Here is a 12,750-nt window from a genome sequence, read left to right as displayed (position 1 = left end):
CTCCGCCGGACGGCGCAGCGCCGTCACCTCTCGCTGTCGAGGTGGTCCAGCTGCGCCGCGGCATAGCGGCCACCCGACGCGGCACCGGCCGGGATGGCGGCGTCGATGTCCGCGAGGTCGGCCGCGGTCAGCTCGACGTCGGCGGCGCCCAGGGACTCGGCGAGCCGGACCCGGGTCCGGGCACCCACCAGCGGGACGATGTCCTCGCCCTGAGCGGCGACCCACGCGATGGCGAGCTGCGCGGTCGTCACCCCCTTGGCCGCGGCGAGCTTGCCCAGCGCGTCGGTCAGCTCCAGGTTGCGCTCGAGGTGCTCGCCCTGGAACCGCGGGCTGTGGCCGCGGAAGTCGCCCGCCGTCAGTTCGCGCGACGGCGACCAGTGCCCGCTCAGCAAGCCGCGCGAGAGGACGCCGTACGCGGTCACGCCGATGCCGAGCTCGCGGGCGGCCGGCAGGATCTCCGCTTCGATCCCGCGCGAGAGCAGCGAATACTCGATCTGCAGGTCCGAAATCGGGTGCACGGCCGCCGCGCGACGCAGGGTGTCGGCGCCGACTTCGGAGAGGCCGATGTGCCGGATGTGGCCCGCCCGCACCAGCTCGGCGAGCGCGCCGATCTGGTCCTCGATCGGCACCGCCGGGTCGAGCCGCGCCGGGCGGTAGACGTCGATGTGGTCGGCGCCGAGGCGGCGCAGGCTGTAGGCGAGGAACGTCTTGATGGCCTCCGGGCGGCTGTCGTAGCCGAGCCAGCTGCCGTCCGGGCCGCGCAGCGCGCCGAACTTCACGCTGACCACCGCACGTTCGCGGGCGCGGCCGCGCAGGGCGTCGCGGAGCAGCAGTTCGCTGTGGCCCATGCCGTAGAAGTCACCGGTGTCGAGCAGGGTGACGCCGGCGTCGAGAGCGGCGTGGATCGTCGCGACCGACTCGGCTTCGTCGGCCGGGCCGTACAGGTCGGACATGCCCATCAGGCCGAGACCGAGGGCGGAGACGGCCGGACCGCTCCGGCCGAGAGTGCGGGTGTGCATGGATGACCACTCCTGTTTCCGTTGATACTCGACTCACCGTATCACCGATACCGAAGTAGTGCTACCCAAGATTTGTTACCATTGGAACCATGGTGACGAAGACGGCGACCAGCCCGGCGGCGGAGACGCGCGAGCGGATCCTCAAGGCGGCGGCCGACCTGCTGGTGACGGAGGGCCGCGACGGCCTTTCGACCCGCGCGGTCAGCGCGGCGGCCGGCGTCCAGCCCCCGGCGCTGTACCGGCTCTTCGGCGACAAGGACGGCCTGCTCGACGCCGTCGCGGCGTACGGGTTCGACGAGTACCTCACCAGCAAGCGCGCGATGGGCTCGACCGGCGACGCGGTCGAGGACCTCCGGCGCGGCTGGGACCTGCACCAGGAGTTCGGGCTGTCCCGCCCGGAGTTCTACGTGCTCATGTACGGCGACGCCCGCAAGGGCCGCACGTCGCCCGCCGCGCGCGAGGCCGAAGCGATGCTGCGCGAGATCATCGAGCGCGTCGCGGCCGCCGGCCGCCTCCGGGTGAGCGTCGAGCGGGCGGCCCGGCTGGTGCACGCGACCGGGATGGGGGTCGTGCTGTCGCTGATCGCCACGCCGGAAGCCGAGCGCGACCTCGAGCTTTCGGCGACGGCGAGGGAAACGGTGCTGAGCCGCATCCTCACCGGCACCACCGAACCGGCGAGCTCGGCGCTGCCGGAGCGGGCGATCGCACTGCGCGCCGGACTCGGCGAAGCGACCGCGCTCAGCGACGCCGAGCGGGTGCTGATGGCGGAGTGGCTGGACCGCATCGCCGACGCCTGAGCCGCAAAGGTCTTGAATGAGTCATTCAGGACCTCCGAAGACCTGAATGACTCATTCAAGACACCGGTCGCGGGCGGGTCACGTCGCCAGGTGGTCGGCCGCGATCCGGCGGGACAGGCGGCGCAGCAGCGGAGCCGCCTCCGCCATGCAGCGGGCCGGGTCCGGCTCCAGGTCCGTGAGCGCGTACGCCGCCGAGATCCCCGCCTCCGCCAGCTCGCGCGCTGATAACAGGCAGCGCCCGGAAACGGCAACGCACGGGATCCCCGCAGCCGCCGCGGCCCGCGCGACCCCGGCCGGGGCCTTGCCCGACAGCGTCTGCCGGTCCAGTGACCCCTCACCGGTGATCACCAGCGACGCTCCGGCCAGCGCGGAATCGAACCCGAGCAGGCCCAGCAGCAACGAAATCCCCGGCCGCATCCGCGCGCCCAGCACCGCCATCGCGGCGAACCCCACTCCCCCGGCAGCCCCCGCCCCGGGCCGGTCCGCGAACTCCGGACCGGCGATCGACGCCCAGTGCCGCAACGCGGCGTCCAGTATTTCGACGTCCCCCGGCGAAGCTCCCTTCTGCGGCCCGTACACGAAAGCGGCCCCGTCCGGACCGTACAGCGGATTGTCCACATCGCTCGCCAGCTCGATGTCCACTTCGGACAGACCGGACACGTCGAGCGAAGCAAGCCGGGACAGTGCCGCGCCACCGAAAGGAAGTTCGCGACCCGACGAGTCCAAGAGCCGCGCACCCAGCGCGGTCAGCAGGCCCGCGCCCCCGTCGGTGCACGCGCTGCCGCCCACGCCGAGCACGATCCGGCGGCAGCCCGCGGCCACCGCCGTCGCGATGACATCGCCCGTACCCGCGCTCGTCGCCGTCAGCGGCGCGGGAGACCCCGGTAGCCGGTGCAGCCCCGACGCTTCCGCAAGCTCGACCACCGCAGTTTCCCCGCGAACCGCGTAGGACGCCGTGATGGGCGCGCCTGTCGGACCACGGGCCGGGACGGACACCCGCTGGTACCCGGCGGCGACGGCGGCGTCGACCGTGCCGTCGCCGCCGTCCGCCACGGGCAGGGTCGCGACCGCGAGCGACGGGCAGGCGTCGGCGAGACCGGAAGCCACCGCCGACGCCACCTCGGCCGCGGTCAGCGACCCCTTGAACTTGTCCGGCGCGACCAGGACCTTCACGCGCTCGCTTGGTCCCGATCTGACCGAAAGTAGGCGGACACGATCCGGAGTCGACCGGCTCACCGGCACGCGTTCCGCCGTGGCTGCCGGTCGGATTGGGACCTTTCGACACAGTACGCCCGCCAGTCGCCGATCTCGGTGATGTCCCGCAGGGCGACGTGCGAGGTGTACGGCCGCCGCAGCAGCATCGCGAACGCCGAACTGCCGTCGGTCAGCTCCACCACACCCAGCTCCAGCTCGTGCGGCTCGGACGGCAGTACCTTGTCGCGCAGGTCGTCCAGCGAGACGTCGTAGACCTCGCCGGTCACCTCGGCACCGCCGTGCGAGACCGGGTACAGCGCCGGGCATTGCGAACCGACGGCGTAGAACCGGTACTTCGCCGCCGTCCGCGCGGCGCCCACGAACGGCGAACCTTCCAGCAGGTGGTGCAGCGGTTCGCCGCGCATGGCGCCACCGTTGAAGAACATCAGGGCCACGGGGATCTCCTTAGCGGAAAAGGGCTTCGACGCCATCGACGGCGAAGTACACCGCGAACACCAGCGCCAGCAGGGAAAGCAGCCAGCCGGCCTCGCGCCACTTGCCACGGCCGATCTTGATGAGCACGAACGCGATCAGGCCGGCGCCGACGCCGTTGGTGATCGAATAGGTGAACGGGATCAGTGCGGCGGTCAGGAACACCGGGATCGTGTAGTCGGGGTCGTTCCACGGGATGTTGCGGCACTGCGCGACCATCATGCCGCCGATGACCACCAGCGCGGGCGCCGCGGCCTGCGCCGGGACTACCCCGGCGAGCGGCGTGAACAGCAGCGTCCCGGCGAACAGCAGCCCGGTGACGACACTCGCGAGGCCGGTCCGGGCGCCTTCGCCGACGCCGGCGGCGGACTCCAGGAACACCGTGTTCGGCGACGAGCCGGTGACGCCGCCCGCGATCGCGCCCGCGCCGTCGACCAGCAGGATCCGGCCCATCCGCGGGACCTTGCCGTTCTTCGACAGCCCGGCTTCGTCCGAGACGCTGGTGATCGTGCCCATCGCGTCGAAGAAGCCGGACAGCACCAGCGTGAACAGGAACACCGTCGCCGCGAGCGCGCCCGCCGAGGCGAAGCCGCCGAAGAGGTCGATGTGACCGAAGAGCCCGAAGTCCGGCGCCGCGACGACGTGGTCGGGCAGCGCCGGCGTGGTCAGGCCCCAGCCGCCGACGCCGAACCCCTCGTGCAGCACGACCGCGAACACCGTCGCCACGCCGATGCTGATCAGCACCGCGCCCGGCACCTTGCGAGCCAGCAGCACGATCATCAGCAGCAGGCCGAAGCAGAACACGACGATCGGCCAGCCGTGCAGGTGCCCGCTCGCCCCGAGGCGGACCGGGACCGTGGTCTGCGCCGCGTCCGGCATCCGGGTCACGAACCCGGCGCTGACCAGCCCGACCAGGGCGATGTAGAGCCCGATCCCGACGGTGATCGCCATCTTGAGCGGCCGCGGGATCGCGTTCATGATCCGTTCGCGCACACCGCTGACGGCCATCAGCACGATGCACACGCCTTCGAGCACGACCAGCCCGAACGCCTGCGCCCACGTCATCGACGGGGCCATCTGGAAGGCGACGATGCCGTTGATGCCGAGCCCGGCGGCCAGCGCGAGCGGCGCGTTGCCGACGAGTCCCATGAGGACGGTCATCACGGCGGCGGCCAGCGCCGTCGCGGTGGTCACCTGGGCGGCCGACAGCCGGGCGCCGGTGATGTCGGCGGACGCGCCGAGGATGAGCGGGTTGAGGAGCACGATGTACGCCATCGCGACGAAGGTCGTGACGCCGCCGCGGACTTCGCGGCCGATCGTGCTCTGCCGGGCCCGCAGCTCGAACAGTTTGTCGAGCAGGGAACGGCGTTGCGGGGATACTTCCTCGACTACTGGGGTGGGGACTTCGGTCTGGGTCATGCGTCCTGCCCTTGCCGGTGGGTGTGCTCGGCCAGGCCTAGGCACTACGCCGTGCCTGGGCGAGCGGGACGATCGTTGGGTTGTGCTCCGGTCAGCTGGCCTTGTGGGTCAGTAGTCGGTGCGGTCGGCCTTGTCGAGCCAGGCCGCGAAGGGTGCGAAACCGTCCTTCGTGGACAGTCGCGTCACGGGTACCGTCCACGTTTCGCGCGGGCGGTCGAACAGTTCGTAGAAGGCGCGGTCGTCGAAGCCGGCCTTGGCCGCGTCGTCGCGGTCGGCGGCGAAGATCACCTTGTCCACCCGCGCCCACAGCGCCGACGACAGGCACATCGGGCACGGCTCGCAGCTGGAGACGAGCACGCAGCCGTCGAGCTTGAACGTGCCGAGCGCCTGGCAGGCCGCGCGGATCGCGACGACTTCGGCGTGCGCGGTCGGGTCGAGGCTCGCGGTGACGCGGTTGACGCCGGTCGAGACGACCTCGCCGTCCTTGACGATCAGCGCGCCGAACGGGCCGCCGCCGTTCGCGACGTTGGTCTCCGCGATGCGGACGGCTTCGCCGAGCCATTCCTGCTCGACGGAAATCGACGTGGTCATCTCAAACTCCTGTGATGTGCTCGGGGCGGATCGGGACGCGCGGCAGCTCGAGGCCGGTGGCCGCGCGGATGGCGTTGGCGATCGCCGGCGTGGCCGAGATCGTGGGCGGCTCGCCGACGCCGCGGACACCGTAGGGCGCGTGCGGGTCGGGCCGTTCGAGGACGTCGACGCGCATCGGCGGCATGTCGAGGATGGTCGGGATGAGGTAGTCGGTGAACGACGGGTTCCGCACCTTGCCGCCCTCGACCAGGATTTCTTCCATGACGGCGAGGCCGAGGCCCTGCGCCGAGCCGCCCTGGATCTGGGCGACGACGGCGTCGGGGTTCATCGCCTTGCCGACGTCCTGGGCGCAGTCGAGCTGGACGACCTTGACCAGGCCGAGGTCCAGGTCGACGTCGACCACCGCGCGGTGGGCCGAGAAGCCGTACTGGACGTGGGCGTCGCCCTGGCCGGTCTCCGGGTCGAGCGGGTAGGTCGGGCGGTGGTGGAACTCGCGGGTCTCCTCGATCGCGGTATCGCCGAGCAGTTCGGCCAGGTCCGCGACGACTTCGCCGTCGGCCGCCACGACCTTCCCGCCGGTCAGGGACATGCCCTCGGCCGGCACCCCGAGCCGCGCGTAGACGGCCTCGGCGACCGCGCGGCAGGCGTTGCGGACCGCGCCACCGGTCACGTACGTCTGGCGCGACGCCGAGCTGGAGCCCGCGTCGCCGACGCTCGTGTCGGCCGGGTGGACGCTCACCCGGGTCAGGCCCAGTTCGGTGCGGGCGATCTGCTGCTGCAGCGTCACCAAGCCCTGGCCGACCTCGGCCGCGGCGGTGTGCACCATGGCCACCGGCTCGCCGCCGAGCACCTCCAGGCGCACGCGGGCGGTCGAATAGTCGTCGAGGCCTTCGGCGTAGGAGATGTTCTTGATCGTGACGCCGTAGCCGACGCCGCGGACGACGCCTTCGCCGTGGGTGGTGTTGGACGCGCCACCGGGCAGCTCGCGGATGTCGCGTTCACCGGTCGGTTCGGGTGGCAGCGGCAGGTCACGCAGCCGCTGCACCAGCTCGGCCACCGGCGCCGGGAAGTCGACCACCTGGCCGGTGACCACAGTGGACCCTTCGCTCAGCGCGTTGCGGATCCGCAGTTCCGCCGGGTCCATGTCCAAAGCGGACGCGAGCTTGTCCATTTGGGACTCGTAGGCGTACGTCGGCTGGACCGCGCCGAGGCCGCGCATCGCGCCGCAGGTCGGGTTGTTGGTGTAGACGCCCCAGCCTTCGATGTGCGCGTTCGGGACGTCGTAGGGACCGACGCTCAGCGTGGTGCCGTTGCCGACCACGACCGGGGTCTTGGACGCGTACGCGCCGCCGTCGAAGTACAGCTTCGCCCGGACGTAGACGAGCTTCCCATCGCGGGTGGCGCCGTGCTCGTAGTACATCTTCGCCGGGTGGCGGTGGACGTGCCCGAAGAACGACTCCAGGCGGTTGTAGCTCATCTTCACCGGGCGGCCGGTGCGCAGCGCGAGCATGCACGAGTGGATCTGCATGGACAGGTCCTCGCGGCCGCCGAACGCGCCGCCGACCCCGGACAGCGTCAGCCGCACCTTCTCCAGCGGGAGGCCGAGGGCCTTCGCCGTCTGGCGCTGGTCGACGTGCAGCCACTGGGTCGCCAGGTAGAGGTCGACACCGCCGTCCTCAGCCGGTACCGCGAGGCCGGACTCCGGGCCGAGGAACGCCTGGTCCTGCATGCCGATCTCGTAGACGCCGGAGACCACTACGTCTGCCGTCGCGGTGGGGTCGCCCTTGACGATCCGCTGGTGGCGGACCAGGTTCCCGCCCGGGTGCAGCTTCGGCAGCGTGTCGTCGTGCGCGGCGCGCTCGGGGTCGGTGATCGGCTCGAGGACGTCGTACTCGACGACGATCTCCTTGAGCGCCTGCCGCGCGATCTCCGGGTGGTCGGCCGCGAGGATCGCGATCGGCTCGCCCTGGTAGCGGACCAGGCCGTCGGCCAGCGCCGGGGTGTCCTGGTACTTCAGGCCGTAGACGTTCTCGCCGGGTACGTCCTCGTGGGTCAGCACCGCGTGCACGCCCGGCTGGGCCAGCGCGCGGGAGACGTCGAGGCGGACGATTCGGGCGTGCGGGTGCGGGCTGCGCAGGGTGGCGCCCCACAGCATGTCCTCGTGCCACAGGTCCGAGGAGTAGGCGAACTCGCCGCGGACCTTGAGCGTGCCGTCCGGGCGCAGCGGGCTTTCGCCGATGCCGCCGGCGATAGTGTCGTGCAGCTCCTGCGGGGAGCGGGCCGGGGCGCTCATCGGACGGCCTTCTTCGCGGCGGCGTCGCGGACGGCGTCGAGGATCTTCTCGTACCCGGTGCAGCGGCAGAGGTTCCCCGCGAGGGCCTCGCGGATCTCGACGTCACTCGGATCCGGGACGCGCTCGATCAGGTCGTGCGCGGCGACCAGCAGGCCGGGCGTGCAGAAGCCGCACTGGACGGCGCCCTTCTCGACGAACGACTCCTGCACCGGGTCGAGGTCGTCTCCTTCCGCCAAGCCTTCGACGGTGACGACGTCGCGGCCCTCGGCCTGCCCGGCCGCGACCAGGCACGCGCACGCCGGGACGCCGTCGAGGTAGACCGTGCAGGATCCACATTCGCCCTGCTCACAGGCGTTCTTCGAGCCCGGGAGGCCGAGCCGCTCGCGCAGCACGTAGAGCAGGCTCTCGCCTTCCCAGACGTTGTCCGCCTGGCGGGATTCGCCGTTGACGGTGACGTTCACGCGCACTTCGCGCTCCCTCCGCAGTATTCGGTCCAGGCCCAGGTCAGCGTGCGCCGCGCCATGACCCCCAGTGCATGGCGCCGGTAGGCCGCGCTGCCGCGGACGTCGTCGATCGGGGACGCGGCTCCGGCGACCAAGTCACCGAAGCGGCGTTTGACCGAATCGGCCACCGGTCGGCGCGACTCCCAGTCCAGCTCGCCGGCCAGGAACTCCTCGGCGTCGAGCGCTCGGCGGGGCGTCGGCGCGGCCGAGCCGACGCCGGTGCCGACCCGCCGTTCCTCCGGGTGCAGCGCCAGCCCGAAAGCGGCAACGGCGATGACCATGGCGTTGCGCGTGCCGATCTTGCTGAACTGCTGCGGCCCGGTGGCCGGGTCGATGAGCACGGCCGTGATCAGTTCGTCCGGCTCGAGGACGTTGCGCTTGACCCCGACGTAGAAGTCCTTCGCCGGCACGACCCGGGTGCCGCGTACCGACGCGATTTCGACCTCGGCGTCGGCGGCCAGGAGGGCCGGGTGCGAGTCGCCCGCGGGCGAAGCCGCGCCCAGGTTGCCGCCCACGGAGCCGCGGTTGCGGATCTGCGGGGACCCGACGGTCCGCGCGGCCATCGCCAGGCCGGGCAACTTCGCACCCAGCTCGGCGATGATCCGGGTGTAGGGCACGGCCGCGCCGAGCCGGATCCGGCCGTCGTCGGTGCCGTGCTCGTGCAGCTCGGCGACGCGGCCGAGGTCGAGCAGGGCGCCGGGACGGCGGTGGTCGAAGTTGAGCTCGACCATCACGTCCGTGCCGCCGGCGATCGGGACCGCACCGGGGTTCGCGGCACGCGCGGCGAGCGCGTCGGCCAGCGAGGCGGGTCGGAGGAATTCCACTGTGGACGTCCTTTCGGGGCTGCTTCGTCAAGGAGTACACACGCTCGGGTGTGGCCGGGGCCACGGCAAAACCCCTGAAAGAAGGGTGAATTTGCGACCCCGGTTTGTACTTTCCGACAACCGCCGGGCCCCGGACGCGGAAAGGCCGCCGCACGAGGTCGGGGTCTCGTGCGGCGGCCGTGGTCACGCGGGTGTTACGCGGGCTCAAACTCCTTCACGGCGTCGAGAGCGGCACCCATGGCGGCGTTGCCCTCGCGCTCGATCATGATCTCGACCAGGACCGGGCGGCTGGTGCGCTCGGCCTCCTTGCGCGCCCACTCCAGGGACGTCCGGATCTCCCCCGGCTCGTGCACGCGGGTGCCGGAGCAGCCGTAGGCCTCCATGATCTTGACGTTGTCCGTGCCGTTCGAGTCGTAGTGGATGTCGACCTCGAAGTTCATGTCGTACCCGGTCTCGGCCTGGCGGATCAGGCCGAGGTACTCGTTGTTGAGCATGATCAGCACGAACCCGACGTCGTACTGCGCGGCGACCGCCAGCTCCTCGACGAGGAACTGGAACGAGTAGTCGCCGACCACGCCGACGACCTCGGCTTCGGGTCGCGCCTTCTTGACGCCGATCGCGGCGGGGATCTCCCAGCCGAGCGGGCCGGCCTGGCCGCACACCTGGTAGTGGCGCGGCTTGTGCGCCTTCTGGAACTGGCCCGACCAGATCTGGTAGAGCCCGATCGCGGTGACGAAGTACGTGTCCTCGCCGAAGGTTTCGTTGATCTCCTTGAAAACCCGCGGCGCCTTGATCGGCAGCGTGTCGAAGTCCTCGCGGCGGGGAAGCGCTTCCTTCAGCTCCGCGATCCGGCCGACCCACTCGCGGCGTGGTGCCGTCGAGCGCTTCTCCAGTGCCGTCAGCAGCGCGTCCAGGAACTCGCGCGTGTCCGAGACGATGCCGAGGTCGGGCCCGAACACCTTGCCCAGCTGCGTCGGCTCGATGTCGACGTGGATGAACTTCCGGTCACCCCGGTACACCGACAGCTCGCCGGTGTGCCGGTCGCCGAAGCGCGCGCCCAGCGCCAGCACCAGGTCCGACTCCAGGAAGGCCGCGTTCGCCCAGCGCTGCGACGTCTGGATGCCGGCCATCCCGGCAAACAGCTCATGGTCCTCGGGGAAGCTCCCCTTGCCCATCAGCGTCACCTGCACCGGGACATCCAGGCGCTCGGCCGCCGCCCGCAGCTGCCCGCTCGCCTCGCCGAGGACGACGCCGCCACCGGCCAGGATGATCGGGCGCTCGGCCGCCAAGAGCAGGTCGAGGGCCCGCTCGACCCGCGCGGCGGCCGGCGTCACCCTGGTCACGGGCAACGGCGAGTCGATCGAGGAGTCCCATTCGATGTCCTGCTTCTGGACGTCGATCGGCAGGTCGATGAGCACCGGGCCCGGCCGCCCCGAGCGGGCGATCCGGAAGGCCTCGCGGAAGATCCACGGCAGCTGCGCGGCCTCCTTGACCTGCACCGCCCACTTCGTCACCGGCTTGGCGATCTCGACGATGTCGACCGCCTGGAAGGCTTCCTGGTGCAGCTTCGTCGTGGCCGCCTGGCCGGTGATGCAGATCATCGGGATCGAGTCCGCGTGCGCGGTGTACAGCCCGGTGATCATGTTCGTCCCGGCCGGACCGGAGGTGCCGATGGCGACGCCGACGTTGCCGTTCGTCCTGGCCCAGCCGTCGGCCATGTGCGTCGCGCCCTCCTCGTGGCGGACGATCAGGTGCTCGATCGCCCGGCCTTGTAGGGCGTTATACAGCGGGAGGATCGCGGCGCCGGGGCAGCCGAAGACGGTGTCGACGCCTTCGCTTTCCAGGACGTCGACGACCGCCTGCATCGCGGGGATTCTGGGCATGTCACACCTCCGCCGGGACGCGGCCCGACAACTGTTCGACGACCTTCAGCAAGGCCGAGTGGTCCAGGGAGCCGTACCCCATGGCGCGGCCGGCGGCGACGAGCTGGGCGACCAGCCCGGTGAGCGGGAGCGCGACGTCGGCCTGCCGGGCGGCGGCCAGCGCGATCCCCATGTCCTTGTGGTGCAGGTCGATCCGGAAGCCGGGCGCGAACTGACGCTCCACCATGGACTTGCGCTTGAGTTCGAGGATCCGGCTGCCCGCGAGGCCCCCGGCGAGCACGTCCAGCCCGGTCGCGGCGTCCACACCGGACGCTTCGAGCAGCACGATGGCCTCGGCGACGAGCCCGTAGATCCCGCCCACGACGAGCTGGTTGGCCGCCTTCACGACCTGGCCGGCGCCGTGCGGGCCGACGTGCACGACGGTCTTGCCGAGCACGTCGAACACCGGCTTCGCGGCCTCGAAGTCTTCTCCGGAGCCACCGACCATGATGGACAGCGACGCCTGCTCGGCCCCGGCCTGGCCGCCCGACACCGGCGCGTCGAGCACGCGGATCTTCTTGTCCCGCGCGGCTTCCGCGACGGCGATCGACGTCTCGGGGCGGATCGTGCTCATGTCGATCAGCAGCGTGCCGGGTTCGGCGGCGTCGAGCACGCCACCGGCGGCCAGCACGACCTCCTCGACCTGCGGGTGGTTCGGCAGCATCGTGATCACGACGTCCGCACCGGCGACCGCGTCGGCGACCCCGGTCGCGGCCCGCCCGCCGGCGGCCGCGAGCTTCTCCCCCGCGGCGGCGTTGACGTCGTAGCCGCTCACGTCGTGCCCGGCCGCGACCAGGTGCGCGGCCATCGGGGCGCCCATCACGCCCAGTCCGATGAATCCGAGTTTCATGCTTGTCCCCTTCGAGTTTTCGGCAGCCAGTCCAGCGACGCGAGGGTGTCGGGCTCCGGGACGTACTCGATCCCGACGAACCCGTCGTAGCCGGCGTTCTGCAGCTTCGCGAGGTGTCCCTCGATGTCCAGCGAGCCGGTGCCGGGCTGGTGGCGCCCGGGTGCGTCGGCGATCTGCACGTGCCCGATCCGGGAGATGTGCGTCGTCGCGAGCGCGTCCAGGTCATCACCGTTGACTGCCAGGTGGTACAGGTCGGCCAGCAGCCGCACGTTGTCGCGCCCGAGGTCGTCGAGCACGGCCACGGCGTCCGCGGCGGTCTTGAGCGGGTAGCGGTCCGCACCGGAGAGCGGTTCGAGGACCAGCTGCGCGCCGATCTTCGCGGCGGCTTCCGCGGCGCCGGCGAGGTGCACGAGCGCCAGGTCGTCCTGCTTGACGGGGTCTTCGCCGTCGAGCCGGTTGCCGTAGAGGGCGTTGAAGCTGCGGCACCCGGTGCGTTCGGCGATGCCCAGCGCCACGACCAGGCTGTCGGCGAACTCCGCCTCGCGGCCCAGCCACGAGACCAGGCCCCGCTCCCCCGCCGCCATGTCCCCGGCGTAGAAGTTCAGCCCGCGCAGCCGAACGCCGTCCAGGCTCTTCACGAAGGCGTCCACCTCGTCCCGCGCGGGTACGGCGGACTCGAACGGCCACCAGTACTCGACATCGGTGAAGCCCGCCGCCCGCGCGGCCGCCGCGCGCTCGAGGAGGGGGACCTCCTTGAACAGCAGCGACAGGTTGACGACGTACGGCAGGGAGTGCTCGGGCATCGCTACCTCAAATTTCACTATCCGGAATTTTTCTTTCGCATAT

The 12,750-nt window shown here is 71.3% G+C and carries 12 protein-coding genes; 1 reads left to right on the top strand and 11 read right to left on the bottom strand.

What is annotated here, in order from left to right; translation table 11 throughout:
- Window positions 1-23: 23 nt before the first annotated feature.
- Window positions 24-1,019 (bottom strand): aldo/keto reductase, encoded by a 996-nt coding sequence (locus H4696_RS08975; protein ID WP_086863399.1) that lies wholly within the window; start codon window positions 1,017-1,019, stop codon window positions 24-26.
- Window positions 1,020-1,108: 89 nt separating this feature from the next.
- Here H4696_RS08975 and H4696_RS08970 point away from each other — a divergent pair, with 89 nt between their 5' ends.
- Window positions 1,109-1,816, top strand: a complete 708-nt coding sequence (locus tag H4696_RS08970; protein WP_086863400.1) for a TetR/AcrR family transcriptional regulator — start codon at window positions 1,109-1,111, stop codon at window positions 1,814-1,816.
- 78 nt (window positions 1,817-1,894) lie between these two features.
- Here H4696_RS08970 and H4696_RS08965 read toward each other — a convergent pair whose 3' ends face one another.
- The 10 genes from H4696_RS08965 to H4696_RS08920 all read right to left on the bottom strand — a co-directional run bounded on the left by H4696_RS08965 (window position 1,895) and on the right by H4696_RS08920 (window position 12,707).
- A complete protein-coding gene (locus H4696_RS08965; RefSeq protein WP_192782184.1) occupies window positions 1,895-2,989 on the bottom strand; it encodes a glycerate kinase in 1,095 nt (364 codons plus the stop codon).
- A gap of 59 nt (window positions 2,990-3,048) precedes the next feature.
- Complete coding sequence (locus H4696_RS08960) at window positions 3,049-3,465, bottom strand: allophanate hydrolase-related protein (RefSeq protein ID WP_086862795.1); 417 nt, start codon at window positions 3,463-3,465, stop codon at window positions 3,049-3,051.
- A 10-nt stretch (window positions 3,466-3,475) separates the two neighbouring features.
- Window positions 3,476-4,921 (bottom strand): NCS2 family permease, encoded by a 1,446-nt coding sequence (locus H4696_RS08955; protein ID WP_086862796.1) that lies wholly within the window; start codon window positions 4,919-4,921, stop codon window positions 3,476-3,478.
- Window positions 4,922-5,029: 108 nt separating this feature from the next.
- Window positions 5,030-5,512: a nucleoside deaminase gene (locus H4696_RS08950; protein WP_086862797.1), complete on the bottom strand. Its 483-nt coding sequence runs from the start codon at window positions 5,510-5,512 to the stop codon at window positions 5,030-5,032.
- A 1-nt stretch (window position 5,513) separates the two neighbouring features.
- Window positions 5,514-7,805, bottom strand: coding sequence for a xanthine dehydrogenase subunit D (gene pucD / locus H4696_RS08945; protein ID WP_086862798.1), 2,292 nt, complete (start codon window positions 7,803-7,805; stop codon window positions 5,514-5,516).
- Complete coding sequence (locus H4696_RS08940; protein ID WP_086862799.1) at window positions 7,802-8,272, bottom strand: (2Fe-2S)-binding protein; 471 nt, start codon at window positions 8,270-8,272, stop codon at window positions 7,802-7,804. The genes pucD and H4696_RS08940 overlap by 4 nt, the downstream gene beginning before the upstream one ends.
- Entirely contained in the window at window positions 8,263-9,132 is an 870-nt protein-coding gene (locus H4696_RS08935) for an FAD binding domain-containing protein (protein WP_086862800.1), read from the bottom strand. The genes H4696_RS08940 and H4696_RS08935 overlap by 10 nt, the downstream gene beginning before the upstream one ends.
- Before the next feature lie 194 nt (window positions 9,133-9,326).
- Window positions 9,327-11,015 (bottom strand): glyoxylate carboligase, encoded by a 1,689-nt coding sequence (gcl, locus tag H4696_RS08930; RefSeq protein ID WP_086862801.1) that lies wholly within the window; start codon window positions 11,013-11,015, stop codon window positions 9,327-9,329.
- 1 nt (window position 11,016) lies between these two features.
- Window positions 11,017-11,904: a 2-hydroxy-3-oxopropionate reductase gene (locus H4696_RS08925; protein WP_086862802.1), complete on the bottom strand. Its 888-nt coding sequence runs from the start codon at window positions 11,902-11,904 to the stop codon at window positions 11,017-11,019.
- Entirely contained in the window at window positions 11,901-12,707 is an 807-nt protein-coding gene (locus H4696_RS08920; protein ID WP_192782183.1) for a hydroxypyruvate isomerase family protein, read from the bottom strand. The genes H4696_RS08925 and H4696_RS08920 overlap by 4 nt, the downstream gene beginning before the upstream one ends.
- Between the last annotated feature and the right edge of the window lie 43 nt (window positions 12,708-12,750).

The sequence above is a fragment of the Amycolatopsis lexingtonensis genome (assembly GCF_014873755.1).
Classification (GTDB): Bacteria; Actinomycetota; Actinomycetes; order Mycobacteriales; family Pseudonocardiaceae; genus Amycolatopsis; species Amycolatopsis lexingtonensis.
This window is presented reverse-complemented; position numbering and strand designations above follow the sequence as displayed.